Origin of the sequence: Serratia sp. BW106 (genome assembly GCF_002607755.1) — a bacterium.
Taxonomy (GTDB): domain Bacteria; phylum Pseudomonadota; class Gammaproteobacteria; order Enterobacterales; family Enterobacteriaceae; genus Serratia; species Serratia proteamaculans.
Genome location: NZ_MCGS01000005.1, coordinates 155,433 through 172,099, shown reverse-complemented (window position 1 = coordinate 172,099; position 16,667 = coordinate 155,433). Strand labels below are relative to the sequence as shown.

Here is a 16,667-nt window from a genome sequence, read left to right as displayed (position 1 = left end):
TTAAGTGAACGGTGTTAGCCTTAGGGCGCCTTTTTTATTGCTGTTTCCGCAGTGGGCGGTTTTGTGTCAAACCTGTTCCTTTTAACGCTGCCAATAGCTCACCGACTTGGGGGGTGACTTGGGGGGTAGGGCTTTATTTCAGCGCTCTCAAATCATGTTCGACATGGTTTCAGATATCGCTATTACTCCCCTTTCACCGAAGAATAAGCCCCAAAAGGTGAATCGCGTATCGTATCGCACTCAGTTGATCTATTCTTATAGGCGCAGGGAGTGCAGAAAAAGGGACGGAGTCCGATGAAAAAGCAGGTTTATAACAGGAGTTATGTCACATGGCGGTAGGGATCCAGAGCAGAAATTTCGCGCGTTGGTTGGCCCCGGTATTGGCATTGTTGGTGGTCATGCAATTGACTGCTTGCGGCGATAAAGAGCCGGAACAACGCAAGGCGTTCATTGATTACATACAGAATACGGTGATGCGCAGCGGCGCGAAAATCCCGACGCTGAGCGAAGATCAGAAACAGAAGTTCGGCAACTATGCCGGTGATTACGCCATTTTGGTCGGTTTTTCACAGCAGTTGTCCAAATCACTGGATGCCAGCCTGACGCCGGCGTTGGATCAAATTAACCAGATCCGCACCGCGCAGGACTACATGAGCAAGCGTGATATGCTGCAACAGTCCGTGGGGGCGCTGAACCTGCTGGGGCAGCAGATCCAGTCAGCCAAGTCACAGGCGGATACCGCCCGGGCCGCACTGAAGCAACCTGACGACCTGAAAGCGGTGTATAACCAGGCCTATGACAAGATTGTCACCGGGCCGGCCAATGCGCTGATGCCGGTTATTCCTACTACCGCCAGTTTCGTTCAGGATCTGGTGCAGGTTGGGGATTTCCTGCGTACTCAGGGTAATCAGGTGAGTTTTAACAATAACGGCGTGCAGTTCCGTACCTCCCAGCAGGCAACGCAGTACAACACCATGATGTCGAATCTGGTGGCCAAGCAGCAGGATTTACTGAACGCACAGAAAACCGTTTCAAGCGTCACCCAGTAATAGTGTAAACGCAGAAGCCGGCATAACGGCTTCTGCCATTTTCCTCCTGCCATTGCTTTCCCTTCCAGTCTTTCCAACAACTTGCTCACTTCCTGACCGACGCTTCTGTACTACACTTCAATTAATCATCGTTTTCCAATATGTAGTTTTCTTTCATTCATCGCACCGCTATTTCCCGACGGGATGAATGCTCACAGGGAAGAACGTCCCCCAAACCAGGATTCGGTAGCCACCGATAAATAAATTGTGACCAACATCACAATTCAAAAACAAACACGCAATATTAAAGTGTGATGTATATCTCATTTTTATTGGTTTTCAGGGCGAATTCAGACCATTGTCTTTTTTTTACACCGAGTAAGTGTGACGCATATCACTATAACCACCCTGCCAATGGGGTGTTGTTGGTGATCTGCGTCACAAATGTTCGGAAGGTTCGCCGGGCAAAAAACAGCGTGATAGAGTCCATTTAGTAGACAGCACCAACACAGCTGGACCGTTACAACAATAATCACGCGCTCTATTGTCAGCGCGTAACAATAGGGGTGTGTTTTATGTTTTCACCAGACATCAAAGTCAAAGTTCAAAACTTTGGCCGCTTCTTAAGCAACATGGTGATGCCCAACATTGGCGCATTTATCGCCTGGGGTATCATCACCGCGTTATTCATTCCTACCGGCTGGCTGCCGAACGAAACCTTAGCCAAGCTGGTTGGCCCAATGATCACCTACCTGCTGCCGTTGCTGATCGGCTTTACCGGTGGCCGGTTGGTGGGCGGCGATCGCGGTGGCGTGGTCGGTGCCATCACTACCATGGGTGTGATTGTCGGTGCGGACATGCCGATGTTCCTCGGCGCGATGATTGCCGGTCCGTTGGGCGGCTGGGCGATCAAGCATTTTGACCGCTGGGTAGACGGCAAGATCAAAAGCGGTTTTGAGATGTTGGTGAACAACTTCTCCGCCGGCATTATCGGTATGTTGCTGGCCATTCTGTCGTTTATGGCCATTGGTCCGCTGGTAGAAGGGTTGTCGCATATCCTGGCTACCGGTGTAAATATCATGGTGACCAACAACCTGTTGCCACTGGCGTCGATCTTCGTGGAGCCGGCGAAAATCCTGTTCCTGAACAACGCCATTAACCACGGCATCTTCTCACCGCTGGGCATCCAGCAGGCGACAGAAACCGGTAAATCCATCTTCTTCCTGATTGAAGCCAACCCAGGTCCGGGTATGGGCGTGCTGATGGCCTACATGTTCTTTGGTCGCGGCAGTGCCAAGCAGTCTGCGGGCGGTGCGGCGATCATCCACTTCTTCGGTGGTATCCACGAAATCTACTTCCCGTACGTACTGATGAACCCACGCCTGCTGCTGGCGGTGATCCTGGGCGGTATGACCGGCGTATTCACCCTGACCCTGTTGAACGGCGGTCTGGTTTCTCCGGCTTCTCCTGGCTCGATTCTGGCGGTGTTGGCGATGACGCCGAAGGGCGCTTATTTTGCCAACCTGGCGGCCATCGGTGCGGCATTTGTGGTGTCATTTGTGGTCGCCAGTTTCTTGCTGAAAACCTCAAAAGTGAAAGAAGAGGACGACCTGGAAGAGGCGACTCGCCGCATGCAAGAAATGAAGTCGCAGTCTAAAGGCGGCGCAGCGGCTCATGCCGCCGTGGATGGTGACCTGACCACGGTACGTAAAATCATCGTTGCCTGCGATGCCGGTATGGGCTCCAGTGCGATGGGGGCCGGTGTGCTGCGCAAGAAAGTGGCAGATGCCGGGCTGAAAAACATCTCGGTGACCAACAGCGCGATCAACAGCCTGCCGGACGATGTGGATCTGGTGATCACTCACCGTGATCTGACCGAGCGCGCGATGCGCCATGCGCCACAGGCCCAGCATATCTCGCTGACCAACTTCCTCGACAGCAAACTGTATAACGATCTGACCGAGCGCCTGGTGGCGGCCAACAAAACCACCGATAACCAACAGAAAGTCATTAGCACGCTGGACGACAGCTTTGAAGCGAGCGAGCAAAACCTGTTCCGACTGAGCGAAAGTAACGTGTTCCTTAACCTGCAGGCCAGCGACAAAGAGCAGGCGATCCGCTTCGCCGGTGAGCAACTGGTCAAAGGTGGCTACGTTGAACCGGAATACGTCCCGGCGATGCTGGAGCGCGAAAAACTCACCTCCACCTATCTGGGCGAATCGATCGCCGTGCCGCACGGCACCATCGAAGCCAAAGACCGGGTGTTGCGCACCGGCGTGGTGTTCTGCCAATACCCGCAGGGCGTGCGTTTTGGTGATGAAGAGGATGAGGTGGCTCGGTTGGTCATCGGCATCGCGGCTCGCAATAACGAACATATCCAGGTGATCACCAGCCTGACTAACGCGTTGGATGACGATGGTGTCATCGAGCGGCTGGCGAATACCACCAGTGTGCAGGAAGTGTTGGATCTGCTGGGTGGCAAAAAAGTTGGATAACAGAATCATTTTAAGGGGTGCAGCTTGCTGCACCCTTCGACATTAGAAAGGTAGGAATATGAAAGCATTACATTTTGGTGCGGGAAATATTGGGCGTGGTTTTATCGGCAAGCTGCTGGCAGACGCGCAGGCCGAACTGACCTTTGCCGACGTTAACCAGACGGTGCTGGACCTGCTGAACAGCCGTAAAAGCTATCAGGTCCACGTGGTCGGCGAGCAGGCCCGGGTCGAACAGGTTAACAACGTCAGCGCGGTGAACAGCGGCAGTGAAGAGGCTGTCGCTCTGATCGCCGAAGCGGATATCGTGACCACCGCCGTGGGCCCGCAGATCCTGGCTAAAATTGCCGGGACTATCGCCAAAGGGCTGATCAAACGTCATCAGCAGGGCAACAGCCAACCGCTAAACATCATCGCCTGCGAGAACATGGTGCGTGGCACCAGCCAGTTAAAACAGCACGTGTTCGATGTCTTGCCGCAGGATGAGCAGGCATGGGTCGAACAGCATGTCGGCTTTGTCGACTCGGCGGTTGACCGTATTGTGCCGCCGGCCGAAGCAGGCAGCAGCGATCCACTGGAAGTGACGGTAGAAACCTTCAGCGAGTGGATTGTCGATCAGACCCAGTTCAAGGGCCAGCCACCGGCGATCGCCGGCATGGAGCTGACCGATAACCTGATGGCGTTTGTTGAGCGCAAGCTGTTCACGCTCAATACCGGCCATGCGATTACCGCCTATCTGGGCCAGCAGGCCGGGCTGCTGACCATTCGCGATGCCATTCTCGACCCGGCGATCCGCCGCGTGGTGAAAGGTGCGATGGAAGAAAGCGGTGCGGTGCTGATCAAACGCTACGGTTTTGATGCCGCCAGGCACGCTGCTTACATCGACAAAATCCTCAGCCGCTTTGAGAACCCGTATCTGCACGACGACGTTGAGCGTGTGGGCCGTCAGCCGCTGCGTAAGCTGAGCGCCGGCGATCGCCTGATCAAACCGCTGCTCGGTACGCTGGAATACGGTCTGCCGCATGCCAATCTGATCCAGGGGATTGCTGCTGCCATGAGCTACCGCAGCGAGCAGGATCCGCAGGCCAAAGAGCTGGTGGAGCTGCTGGCCAAACTGGGGCCAAAAGCGGCGCTGGCGCAAATTTCCGGCCTGCCGGCGGAAAGTGAGGTTGTAGAACAGGCTGTTGCTGTGTATAACGCCATGCAAAAGTAGATTCGGCATGATGAATCTTCGGGCGCAGCCCATTGCGCCCCTACACCCCGACTTCGGCATTGACGGCGCCACCCAGGCCATTCGAAAAGCGACGATGGAAGAAGCACAGGCATTTGAAAATCAGGTTCTGGAACGACTGAACGCAGGCAAGACGGTGCGCAGTTTTCTGATCGCGGCAGTAGAGCTGCTGGCGGAAGCGCTCAACGTGCTGGTGGTGCAGGTGTTCCGCAAGGACGACTATGCGGTGAAGTATGCCGTCGAACCCCTATTGTCCGGTGCCGGGCCATTGGGTGAACTGTCGGTGCGCCTGAAGCTGATGTATGGGCTGGGGGTGATTTCACGTCACGAGTACGAAGATGCCGAACTGCTGATGGCGATGCGCGAAGAACTGAACCACGATGGGGAGGAATACCGCTTTGTCGATGATGAAATTCTCGGGCCGTTTGGTGAACTGCATTGCGTGGCCGCACTGCCACCGGTGCCCACCTTCCTGCAGCCTGGTGAGGCGGACGAATCGCTGATCGCCATGCAGCGTCAGCGATATCAGCAGGTATTGCGTTCGACTATGGTGCTGTCGGTCACCGATCTGATTGCCGGCATCGGTGCCAAGCAACCGTCCCGGCTTTCCCCGCTCGGCCGCAATTAAGCAAAGGCCGCGCGCCACTCGTCGAATAACAGCCACAGAGCCGTGGCTGCCATCAACCCCGCCATGACGCCATTAAACACCCGCAGTTTCCAGGTCACGCGCAGCGCATCACGCAGGCGATCGCCCAATATCGCCCATACCAGTACGCAAGGAATGTTCAGGGCGGTGAAACCGGCAATGATCATCAGCGTATGGCTGAGGCTGGCCCCTTCGCGTGGGGTGAACAGAATGGCCACGTTAATTGCCATCAGCCAGGCTTTGGGATTCACCGCCTGAAACAAAGCGCCGTGGATTAAGCGCATCGGCTGTGCCTGCTGTTTACCGTCCGGCGATGCCGCCCTGAACAATTTCCATGAAAGCCACAGCAGGTAGGTACAACCGATCACCGCCAGCGGAAAGCGAATCATACCGGCTGAACTCAGGATCAGGGCCAGCAGGGTGGTGGTCAGAGCCAGTTGTACCGCACAGCCGACGCTAATGCCAAACACCATTGGCAGGGTGCGACGCAGACCAAAATTAACCCCGGACGATGCCAGCAGCAGGTTGTTGGGACCAGGGGTAATCGACATGACGGTGACATAACTGATAAAGGCGGAGTCCAGCATAAGGGTTCCTTAAAAGGCCGAGGAGCAAGGGAACCAGCATAAAACCTACGGGCAGATGGTGACAGAACCAAAAACCCGCTATTGTCATGGATACAGTTGTATCAAATTCGAACTGTACCCATTGCCTGGAGACAAACTGTGACCCTGCTCGATGAAATGCCGGAAACGCGTTATCAGCAACTGGCGGATACGCTGGCGGAAGCCATACGCCGCGGCACGCTGCTGCCCGGCAGCCGTTTACCTTCGGTGCGCCGCTGCGCGCAGACCCATAGCGTCAGTATCAATACCGTGGTGGCGGCTTACCGCACGCTGGAAGATCGCGGGTTGATAGAAGCACGGCCACAGTCTGGCTTCTATGTGTGCAATACCTTACCGGCGCTGAAAGCCGCCTCACCGACCAGCAGCCGGATAGAGCCACCGGCGGATGACGTACTGGCGTTGATCGACACGGTGTTCGCCGCCCAGCAGAATTCGGCGTTCACCAACCTTTCGCTGGCCTGCCCGCAGACCTCTGATTTCTATCCCGGCGGCAAGTTGGGGCGAATGCTTTCCTCGCAGTTACGCCGTCAGCCGAATCTGATTGGCCAGTACGCGCTGCCGCCCGGCAGCCTGCGGCTGCGCCAGCAGATAACCCGGCGTTCGATGACGTTGGGCATGCTGCTGGAGCCCGGCGATATCACACTGACTCACGGTTGCATGGAGGCGCTGCAACTGGCGCTGCGTGTGACCACCAGGCCGGGCGACTGCGTCGGGCTGGAGTCACCGACCTATTTTTATCTGCTGCCGCTGCTGGCCAGCCTGGGGTTGAAGGCGCTGGAAATCCCTACCGATCCGCAGCACGGGTTGTCGCTGGATGCGCTGGAGCTGTTGCTGAACGAGAAGCGGCTGAATGCGGTGATCGCCATGCCGACGGTGCAAAACCCGTTGGGCTGCACCATGCCGTTGGCGGCCAAAAAACGTCTGGCGCGGCTGATGAACGATCATCAGGTGCCCCTGATTGAAGACGGGCTGTACGCAGAGCTGCAGTTCGGCGGTGCGCTGACCCCGGCGGTGAAAGCTTTCGATCGCGACGGCTGGGTGCTGTTCTGCTCCAGCTTTACCAAGACGCTGGCGCCGGACTTCCGCATCGGTTGGATCAGCGGCGGCCGCTTTAACGAGGCATTGCGCAAGCTGAAGGCGGTATCGTCGATGTCGGAATCGCAGTTGCTGTCGGAAACGCTGGCGATGTTCCTGGAAACCGGCGGCTACGATCATCACCTGCGCAACCTGCGAAAACGCTATGCTGCCCAGGTGGATGAAGCACGGGCGCTGATTGCACGCCATTTTCCACGCGGTACCCGGGCGACTCAGCCGGCGGGCGGTTTTGTGTTTTGGGTGGAGTTCCCGGCCGGGGTCGACAGCGTGGCGCTGTTCCACCAGATGCTGGAGGAACAAATATGCCTGACGCCGGGCACGCTGTATTCCCCCAGCGGCCGCTATCGCAACGCATTGCGGCTCTCCTGCTGTTATCCGTTTAATGCGCGTTACAGCCAGGCGCTGGCGCGTGTCGGTGCCAAAGCCTGCGAGATGAGTGGCTTGCCGCCGGGCATTGCGCAAGACGAGTAACCACGCGCGCATTTTGCTACAATGTGGTCATCATTGATTAGCGTGCCGTACAGGCACAACAGGCCAGAAACCATGAAAGAGATAGAAAAGGCAGAGATCAAGCGCCTTAGCGACCTGCTGGACGCACTGAAGCACAAAGATACCCTGGTAATCCAACAGGGCAATCTTGACCTGATCGCTCAGCACACCAAAGAAAAAGAGAAGATGGCAGCAGAAATCGAGCGCCTGAAAGGTGTGCGCGTTGAGAAGCTGAGCGCCGAAGCGCAAAAGCTGAGCCAACTGCCGTTCAGCCGTGAAATCACCAAGAAAGAACAGGCGGACATGGGCACGTTGAAGAAAAACGTGCGCGGCCTGATCGTGGTGCACCCGATGACCGCACTGGGCCGTGAAATGGGCCTGAAAGTGGTCACCGGTTACGCCAAGAAAGCCTTCTGATTAGCGGTACCCGTCATACTTGAAGTTGCATCTGTGTTAGCTGCGAGCGCTTACCCCAGTCACTGACTTGAGTCAGCTCCTGGGGACTCTCGCTCTTGCCGCCTTGATGCAACTCCAATTATTTTGGGTATGTGGCGCCCGGTTTTCATAGCTTGGTGGTGAAATACGCCTTGGTTTGATAGGGCACGGTCACGCTGTCCTTACCCTGCAATTCCCCTTCCTCTGCCACCAACTGCCGAATCTGTTCGATCACCTGTTCCTGCTGCTGTGGCGGTAAGGCGGCGATAAAGCTGGTGGAGCGCACCCGGTTAAAAATCACATCCTCAACCGCACCCTGATGACCGAGCATAAACACCTGCTCCTGCAACGCATCTAAGCCTTTGAACGGGAAAAGCTTACGCCATTCACCGGTGTAGAAACGCGGCGCGTCGCCTTCGTGACGGTCAACAATCTGATTCAGCTTACGCACCCAACTCACACGCGCATCGCGCATGTTCCACACCAGGCCAAGTTTGCCGCCGGGCTTAAGGATACGTTGGATTTCGGCCAAAGCCTTTGGTGTGGCGAACCAGTGGAAGGATTGCGCGCAGACCACCGCGTCGACCGACTCATCCGGCAGCGGGATAGATTCGGCGGTGCCCGCCAGGGTTTTTACCTGCGGCAGTGCGGCCGACAGCTTTTCCAGCATCTGTGCCACCGGTTCAACGGCGATCACCTGCGCACCGGTTTCCAGCAGGCGCGGGGTGAACTTGCCGGTACCGGCACCGAGATCGATCACCGTCATACCGGCGTGCAGGCCGATGGTGTCGCGCAGCCAGGTGGTGATTTCCGGTGGGTAGTCCGGGCGACCTTTAACGTAACGATCGGCGTTGGCCTGGTAGCCTTCGGCTGCCGCGTGGTGGATCGAATGAGACGGGGTGTTCATAACTTTGCTCCTGCCTGAAAGAGGGGGTCGGAACGACCGACGCTGAACAGTATAGGCCGATGAAAGCTTTTAGCGCTGCATGCGGCCATCAGGTTTGATTCCTGAGCGGTTATATTCAGCGGCCGAGCAAACGGCGATTAAAGTCTTCAAGACGGCCTTCGCTGATGCGCATCAGCATGGTTTTGCTCCAGCTGGCGGACAGCCCGGCTACCGCCAGCAGGCGGCGATACTGTTCTTCATCAAACGGCATATGCCAGGCAATACCGATGGCCTCGGCAACCGAGACATCGCTGCTGCGCGTCACCAGTTCCAGCGGATGATCGCCGCTGACTTTACCGGCAGACACCACGCGGTACAGCCAGCCACAGCGGCCGCTTTGCTGCATCAGCACCGAGATGTCATCGATATCAAAATGGTAGTTGAGCTTAAAGCATGGAGAGCGGGGCTGGGTGACCTGGATCAGCGCTTCGCCCCAGAGGAAGATATCGCCCATAAATACGTTGTGCTCAGTCAGCCCCAGGGTGGAAATGTTCTCGCCGAAGGCCGGTGCGCAGAACTGTTCTGCCTGCGCCGGAAACTGCTCGCGCCAGTGGTGGTAATGTTCACGAGGATAGTGACACAGCGCGCGGTCTGGCCCGCCGTGATAACTTTTTTCCGCCTGTTCGTCGCCTTCCAGGCCGAGCGGGGTCAGCTTGACGGCTCCGTCCACCAGACGTTTGGCAATGCCGCTGGGCCGCCCGCCTTCGTAGGGTTGGATAGTGCCGATGTAAACCTCTGGGTGATGCATATGCGCCTCCATGTCTCGCGTCGAAGGTCCAGCATAGCCTGAGTTGGCAGGGAGGAACAATAACCCGCCCGAGAGGTTTCGGGCGGGGGAAGTATCAGAAGGTGGTCCAGTTGTCTTGCGCGGCGGTATGGGTAGCCTGGGGTTTGCCGACCGGTGTTTTGATGGCGGCGCTTTTCACTGCGGCAGGGGCCTGATGCTCCGCCAGTCGGAACACCGAGACGCTCTGCAACAGCATTTCCGCCTGTTCTTCCAGCGAGTCGGCGGCGGCGGCGGATTCTTCCACCAGCGCGGCGTTCTGCTGGGTGGTGTGATCCATTTCGACAATCGCCTGACCAATTTGGGCGATGCCGCGGGTTTGCTCGTCGGAAGCGGCAGCAATCTCCGCCATGATGTCCCGCACATGGGTGACCGACAGAACGATTTGCTCCATGGTATTACCGGTGTTTTCCACCAGGCTGGTGCCGGTCTGTACCCGACTGACCGATTCGGTAATCAACCCTTCGATCTCTTTGGCTGCCTGGGCGCTGCGCTGTGCCAGGTTACGCACCTCGCTGGCCACCACCGAGAAGCCGCGCCCCTGCTCACCGGCGCGCGCGGCTTCTACGGCCGCGTTGAGCGCCAGAATATTGGTCTGGAAAGCAATGCCGTTGATCAGGGTGGTAATTTCGGCGATCCGCTGCGAACTGCTGGAGATATCACGCATGGTGTTGACTACGCTCGCCACCAGCTTGCCGCCCTGTTGGGCCGTCTGAGAAGCATCGGTGGCCAACTGGTTGGCATGGTGGGCGTTTTCGGCGTTCTGCTTCACCGTGGCGGTCAGTTGTTCCATGCTGGCGGCGGTTTCTTCCACCGCGGCGGCCTGTTGCTCGGTGCGTGAGGACAAATCGGTGTTACCGGCGGCAATCTCTGCGGCGGCGGTGGACACCTGGCTGACCCCCATCTGGATTTTTTCAATCATATCGCGCAGGTTCTGGCTCATCGCTGCCACGGCGTTCAACAGCTGACCCAGTTCGTCGCGACGGGTGCTGGTCTGAGCCTGGCGCAGATCGCCGCTGGCGATGCGTTCCGCCAGCGCCAGCGTACTTTGCAGCGGCCGGGTGATCTGCAGCGTGATGCGCCAGGCCACCAGCAACCCGGCAATAATGGCGATCAGCGTGGTGATGCCCATCTGCCACTGCGCCGAATTGATATCGTTATGGGTTTGCGTCAGTTCGTCCTGCATAAAGGCGTTAACCAGCGTGCCCACTTCCTGCGCGCTGTTGCCCAGCCGTTGGCTGATCGCTTGTTCCTGCTGATAGGCCGGCAGGTAGGCTTCAATACGGTTTTTGTAGTCGTCGAGCGCGGTCAGCAAGGGCTGCAACAGAGGGCGCTGGGCGTCGCTGAGCCGCCGACTGAGCGCGTTGGCCGCGCTGCGTGCATCGTCAATCGCTGCCACCAGCGGGGCTTCAGATTCCGCACTCAGGCTCAGCAACAGGCCACGGGCCCCGTAGCGCACCAGAGTCAGTTTCTGGTTCAACTGAATAAAGGCCAGTTGCAGATCAGCGTTGGTGATTTGGCGCTCCACCTGGTTAAGACTGTCCTGCACTTCCGACATGTTCCAGCTTTGGCGCACCGCGTCTTTCGCCGCCACCGCTTGCTCGAAGGCGTTTTGCTGCTGCTGGTATTGGCCGATCAGCCCAACCAGGCGCTGCAGGTCTTTTCGGCTCTGGGGATCCCAGTCCAGATCCTGGCCCTGGTTGATCAGCTTCACCGCGTTTTCGATATTGGTGCGGTTGTTTTTCAGGTATTCCGGTTTGTAGGTTTGGCCGAACAGTGCACGGTTGTATTTGGCCTGATTGATCTCGTCGTTCAGCCGGTTGCTGAAGTCGATGCGATCGGCGCGGGATTCGATAATATGCAGATACTGCGCGCCGGTTCCGGCGATGATTGCCGTCAGCAACAGCATCAGACCAAATCCAAGGCCGAGCTTTTTACCCACGGTGAGATGAACGAATTTTCCTGCCAATGTTTGCAATGCCGCCATAGTGATTTTCCTTTCCGGGCGAACGTCAATTGAACAAACTATCGGCAAAGGAAGGTCAAACTTTAGCGAATTTTGGGCAAAAAAATGCCCGCATTAAGCGGGCATCTTCATAGCCGGGGACGAATTACTTCTTCGCCGCGAAGCGTGCTGCTGCTTCGTCCCAGTTAACCACGTTCCAGAATGCCTTGATGTAATCTGGACGTTTGTTCTGATATTTCAGGTAGTAAGCGTGTTCCCATACGTCCAGGCCGACGATTGGGAAGCCTGAAGCGCCGGCAACGGCTTCGCCCATCAGCGGGCTGTCCTGGTTAGCGGTAGAGACCACAGCCAGTTTGTCGCCTTTCAGCACCAGCCAGGCCCAACCTGAACCGAAGCGGGTCGCTGCGGCTTTCTCGAATTCTTCCTGGAATTTCTCAACGCTGCCGAAATCACGTTCGATAGCGGCTTTCAGATCGCCACCCAGCGTGGTGCCGATTTTCAGGCCTTTCCAGAACAGGCTGTGGTTAGCATGGCCACCGGCGTTGTTACGCATGAAGGTGCGCTTGTCAGCAGGGACTTTATCCAGGTCCTGGATCAGTTCTTCAACGCCGTATTGAGCCAGCTCTGGGTAGGCTTCCAGCACGGTGTTGGCGTTGTTAACGTAAGTCTGGTGATGTTTGGTGTGATGGATTTCCATCGTCTGCTTGTCGAAATGCGGTTCCAGTGCGTCGTAGGCGTACGGCAGGGATGGCAGTGAATAACTCATGATCATCATCTCCAATGGTATAGGGGCGGCGCAATATGTGAGCACCGCGTAAGCAGTCGGATCATTATAGTTATTTAAATGATATTGAAAATGATTATCAATGCCCTACTTGTTGTAGGGTTTTTGGTTAGTCCACAATACGCTGCGGGTGGGTAAACACCGTGGCGCGGCCGGGTTTGCTGAAGCCGACCAGCGTCAGGTTGCTGCGTTCGGCAATTTCCACCGCCAGTGAGGTGGCCGCAGAAACCACAAACAGGATCTCGACGCCGCACATGGCCGATTTTTGCACCATTTCGTAACTGGCGCGGCTGGAAACCAGGATAGCTCCCTGCTGCCAGTCTTGTTTCGCGCGCACCCCGAGCAGCTTGTCGAGCGCGACGTGGCGGCCTACGTCTTCACAGCCACCCAGCAGTTCACCCTGCGGCGAAATCCAACTGGCGGCGTGGGTACAGCCGGTGAGTTGACCGACGGCCTGCACCTGCTTGAGTTGCCCCAGGGCACGGTCGAGGTTGGTGAGGGAAAAGGTCTGGGTGAACGGCAAAGCAGGCAGCGGGCGAAAAATATCCGCCAACTGTTCGATGCCACACACCCCGCAGCCGGTGCGGCCTGCCATGGCACGGCGACGCTCTTTTAAACCGGCAAAGCGACGGCTGGAGAGCTCGATTTGCACCTCCAGTCCATTACAAGTTTGGTTAATCTCTATACTGTAGATATCGCGCGGTGACTCAATGATGCCTTCGGACAGAGAAAAACCCAGGGCGAAGGCCTCCAGATCCTTGGGGGTACACATCATCACCACGTGAGAGATGCCGTTGTAGACCAGTGCGACCGGAACCTCTTCCGCCAGCCAATCCTGTTGTGCGGTAGTGAGTTGCCCACGTTGATAAACCTGAGACTGGGTTACCCCCGTGAGCAAGGTCTCATTGATGTCATTGATATGTTGGTCTGGCTTTATATTGTTCACTTAAGTGGCACCTGTCTGTAACAACCACATACACGCTGTGGTAATATTGCCGCGTAAAAACAACAGTAATTTTAGCGCTTCCCGCTTCCAGGGGGAAAGCGCCATTTGAAACAATGTGACAATCGCAAGTGAAAGGAGACCCCCATGCAGGTCAGCAGAAGGCAGTTCTTTAAGATCTGCGCTGGCGGTATGGCAGGGACGACGGTGGCTGCTCTGGGCTTTGCCCCGGAAGTGGCGTTAGCGGAAACCCGGCAGTACAAACTGCTGCGCGCCCGTGAAACCCGTAATACCTGTACGTATTGTTCCGTCGGCTGTGGGCTGTTGATGTACAGCCTTGGTGATGGCGCCAAAAACGCCAAAGAAAGCATTTTCCACATTGAAGGCGACCCGGATCACCCGGTCAACCGCGGCGCGCTTTGCCCGAAAGGCGCAGGTTTGGTCGACTTCATCCACAGCGCCAGCCGTCTTAAGTACCCGGAGTACCGTGCGCCAGGCTCTGATAAATGGCAGCGCCTCAGTTGGGACGACGCCTTCACCCGCATCGCCAAGCTGATGAAGGAAGACCGTGACGCCAACTTCGTTAAAACCAACGAACAGGGCGTGACCGTCAACCGCTGGCTGAGTACCGGCATGCTGTGTGCCTCGGCTTCCAGTAACGAAACCGGTTATTTAACGCAAAAATTTAGTCGCGCTCTCGGCATGCTTGCCGTAGACAACCAAGCACGTGTCTGACACGGACCAACGGTAGCAAGTCTTGCTCCAACATTTGGTCGCGGTGCGATGACCAACCACTGGGTTGATATCAAGAACGCGAATCTGATTATCGTCATGGGCGGTAATGCGGCGGAAGCGCATCCGGTGGGGTTCCGCTGGGCGATGGAAGCCAAAATACACAATAAAGCCAAGCTGATCGTCATCGATCCGCGCTTTACCCGTACCGCATCGGTGGCGGATTTCTACACGCCGATCCGTTCCGGGACCGACATTGCCTTCCTGTCGGGCGTGTTGCTGTACCTGATGACCAACGACAAGATTAACCGCGAATACGTCCACGCCTATACCAACGCCAGCCTGCTGGTACGGGAAGACTTTACCTTCGAAGACGGCCTGTTCAGCGGTTATGACGCGGAAAACCGCAAGTACGACAAAACCACCTGGAACTACCAGTTCGACGAAAACGGCTTCGCCAAGCGTGATCTGACGCTGCAGGACCCGCGCTGCGTGTGGAACCTGCTGAAACAGCACGTCAGCCGTTATACGCCGGAGGTGGTGAACAATATCTGCGGTACGCCGACCGAAGATTTCATCAAGGTCTGTGAATACATCGCCGAAACCTGCGTGGCGGATAAAACCGCGTCGTTCCTGTACGCCCTGGGCTGGACTCAGCATTCGGTCGGCTCGCAGAACATCCGCACCATGGCGATGATCCAGTTGTTGCTCGGCAACATGGGCATGGCGGGCGGCGGCGTCAACGCGCTGCGCGGCCACTCCAACATTCAGGGTCTGACCGATCTGGGTCTGCTGTCGCAGAGCCTGCCGGGCTATATGACGCTGCCGTCGGAGAAACAGACCGATCTCGACACCTATCTGAAAGCCAATACGCCGAAGGCGCTGCTGCCTGGCCAGGTGAACTACTGGAGCAACTACCCGAAATTCTTCGTCAGCATGATGAAGAGCTTCTACGGCGACAAGGCGCAGAAGGACAACGGTTGGGGCTTTGACTGGTTGCCGAAGTGGGACAAAGGCTACGACGTGCTGCAGTACTTCGAGCTGATGTCACAAGGCAAGGTCAACGGTTACTTCTGCCAGGGCTTCAACCCGGTGGCGTCGTTCCCGAACAAGAACAAGGTGGTGGCCTCGCTGTCAAAACTGAAGTTCCTGGTGACCATTGATCCGCTCAATACCGAGACCTCCAACTTCTGGCAGAACCACGGCGAGTTCAACGACGTTGATCCGTCGAAGATTCAGACCGAAGTGTTCCGCCTGCCGTCCACCTGCTTCGCCGAAGAAAACGGTTCGATCGTCAACTCCGGGCGCTGGCTGCAGTGGCACTGGAAGGGCGCGGATGCCCCGGGTGAAGCGATGAACGACGGGGAAATCCTGGCGGGCATCTTTATTCGTCTGCGTGAGATGTACGCGCGTGACGGCGGTGCGGTACCGGAACAGGTACTGAACATGACCTGGGATTACCTGACGCCGGAAAATCCTGCTTCGGAAGAAGTGGCGATGGAAAGCAACGGTAAAGCGCTGGCGGATGTGCTCGACGCCGACGGCAAAGTGTTGGCGAAAAAAGGTGAGCAGCTCAGCACCTTTGCCCATCTGCGTGACGACGGCACGACGGCCAGCGGCTGTTGGATCTTCGCCGGTAGCTGGACGCCGGCCGGTAACCAGATGGCGCGGCGCGATAACGCCGATCCGTCCGGCCTCGGTAATACGCTGGGTTGGGCCTGGGCCTGGCCGCTCAACCGCCGCATTCTGTACAACCGTGCGTCGGCCGATCCGCAGGGCAAGCCTTGGGATCCCAAACGTCAGTTGCTGGAGTGGGACGGCACCAAGTGGGGCGGGGTGGATATCCCGGACTACAGCGCCGCCGCACCGGGCAGTGATGTTGGGCCATTCATCATGCAGCCGGAAGGCATGGGCCGCCTGTTCGCCACCGATAAAATGGCCGAAGGGCCGTTCCCGGAACACTACGAGCCGTTTGAAACGCCGCTCGGCACCAACCCGCTGCACCCGAACGTGGTTTCCAACCCGGCAGCTCGGGTGTTCAAGGACGATCTGGCGGCAATGGGCACGTCCGACAAGTTCCCGTACGTCGGGACCACTTATCGTCTGACCGAGCACTTCCACTACTGGACCAAGCACGCGGTACTCAACGCCATCGCGCAGCCGGAACAGTTTGTGGAGATTGGCGAGAAGCTGGCGGAGAAAAAAGGCATTCAGCACGGGGATACGGTGAAGGTCAGCTCCAACCGCGGCTTTATCAAGGCCAAGGCGGTGGTGACCAAGCGTATCCGCACCCTGCAGGTGAATGGGCAAGACGTCGACACCATCGGTATCCCGATCCACTGGGGTTACGAAGGGGTGGCGAAGAAAGGCTTTATTGCCAACACGCTGACGCCGTTTGTCGGTGATGCCAATACGCAAACGCCAGAGTTCAAGGCGTTCCTGGTCAACGTGGAAAAGGTGTAACGGAGAC

13 protein-coding genes are annotated in these 16,667 nt (G+C 57.1%); 7 read left to right on the top strand and 6 right to left on the bottom strand.

The annotated features are described in order from the left end of the window. The first annotated feature begins 329 nt into the window (after positions 1-329). The 4 genes from BEI65_RS04245 to BEI65_RS04230 all read left to right on the top strand — a co-directional run bounded on the left by BEI65_RS04245 (position 330) and on the right by BEI65_RS04230 (position 5,379). Positions 330-1,049 (top strand): DUF3053 domain-containing protein, encoded by a 720-nt coding sequence (locus tag BEI65_RS04245; RefSeq protein ID WP_099062268.1) that lies wholly within the window; start codon positions 330-332, stop codon positions 1,047-1,049. A gap of 554 nt (positions 1,050-1,603) precedes the next feature. Further along, positions 1,604-3,523 (top strand): PTS mannitol transporter subunit IICBA, encoded by a 1,920-nt coding sequence (locus tag BEI65_RS04240; protein WP_099062267.1) that lies wholly within the window; start codon positions 1,604-1,606, stop codon positions 3,521-3,523. A gap of 58 nt (positions 3,524-3,581) precedes the next feature. Continuing rightward, the gene (locus BEI65_RS04235; RefSeq protein WP_099062266.1) at positions 3,582-4,733 is read left to right on the top strand and encodes a mannitol-1-phosphate 5-dehydrogenase; all 1,152 of its coding nucleotides are present in this window, start codon (positions 3,582-3,584) and stop codon (positions 4,731-4,733) included. Positions 4,734-4,827: 94 nt separating this feature from the next. Next, positions 4,828-5,379: an MltR family transcriptional regulator gene (locus BEI65_RS04230; RefSeq protein ID WP_221344842.1), complete on the top strand. Its 552-nt coding sequence runs from the start codon at positions 4,828-4,830 to the stop codon at positions 5,377-5,379. On the opposite strand, the gene BEI65_RS04225 is transcribed toward BEI65_RS04230, so the two are convergent. Further along, on the bottom strand, positions 5,376-5,984 hold the full coding sequence (locus BEI65_RS04225; RefSeq protein WP_099062264.1) for a LysE family translocator: 609 nt from the start codon (positions 5,982-5,984) through the stop codon (positions 5,376-5,378). The genes BEI65_RS04230 and BEI65_RS04225 overlap by 4 nt on opposite strands. A gap of 138 nt (positions 5,985-6,122) precedes the next feature. Here BEI65_RS04225 and BEI65_RS04220 point away from each other — a divergent pair, with 138 nt between their 5' ends. Continuing rightward, the gene (locus tag BEI65_RS04220) at positions 6,123-7,589 is read left to right on the top strand and encodes a PLP-dependent aminotransferase family protein (protein ID WP_085115204.1); all 1,467 of its coding nucleotides are present in this window, start codon (positions 6,123-6,125) and stop codon (positions 7,587-7,589) included. Between the two features lie 72 nt (positions 7,590-7,661). After that, entirely contained in the window at positions 7,662-8,024 is a 363-nt protein-coding gene (locus BEI65_RS04215) for a YibL family ribosome-associated protein (RefSeq protein ID WP_099062263.1), read from the top strand. A gap of 145 nt (positions 8,025-8,169) precedes the next feature. On the opposite strand, the gene BEI65_RS04205 is transcribed toward BEI65_RS04215, so the two are convergent. From BEI65_RS04205 to fdhD, 5 genes are all read right to left on the bottom strand, one after another. Next, positions 8,170-8,949 (bottom strand): class I SAM-dependent methyltransferase, encoded by a 780-nt coding sequence (locus BEI65_RS04205; protein WP_099062261.1) that lies wholly within the window; start codon positions 8,947-8,949, stop codon positions 8,170-8,172. 115 nt (positions 8,950-9,064) lie between these two features. Next, positions 9,065-9,736, bottom strand: a complete 672-nt coding sequence (yiiM, locus tag BEI65_RS04200; RefSeq protein WP_099062260.1) for a 6-hydroxyaminopurine reductase — start codon at positions 9,734-9,736, stop codon at positions 9,065-9,067. Between the two features lie 94 nt (positions 9,737-9,830). Then, positions 9,831-11,759 carry a methyl-accepting chemotaxis protein gene (locus tag BEI65_RS04195; protein ID WP_099062259.1) on the bottom strand — a complete coding sequence of 643 codons (1,929 nt, stop codon included), beginning with the start codon at positions 11,757-11,759 and terminating at the stop codon, positions 9,831-9,833. A gap of 124 nt (positions 11,760-11,883) precedes the next feature. Next, on the bottom strand, positions 11,884-12,504 hold the full coding sequence (gene sodA, locus BEI65_RS04190) for a superoxide dismutase [Mn] (protein WP_085115209.1): 621 nt from the start codon (positions 12,502-12,504) through the stop codon (positions 11,884-11,886). A gap of 127 nt (positions 12,505-12,631) precedes the next feature. Then, positions 12,632-13,468: a formate dehydrogenase accessory sulfurtransferase FdhD gene (gene fdhD, locus BEI65_RS04185; protein ID WP_099062258.1), complete on the bottom strand. Its 837-nt coding sequence runs from the start codon at positions 13,466-13,468 to the stop codon at positions 12,632-12,634. A gap of 144 nt (positions 13,469-13,612) precedes the next feature. Here fdhD and fdnG point away from each other — a divergent pair, with 144 nt between their 5' ends. Beyond that, positions 13,613-16,660, top strand: a complete 3,048-nt coding sequence (gene fdnG / locus BEI65_RS04180; RefSeq protein ID WP_099062257.1) for a formate dehydrogenase-N subunit alpha — start codon at positions 13,613-13,615, stop codon at positions 16,658-16,660. The last annotated feature ends 7 nt before the right edge of the window (positions 16,661-16,667 follow it).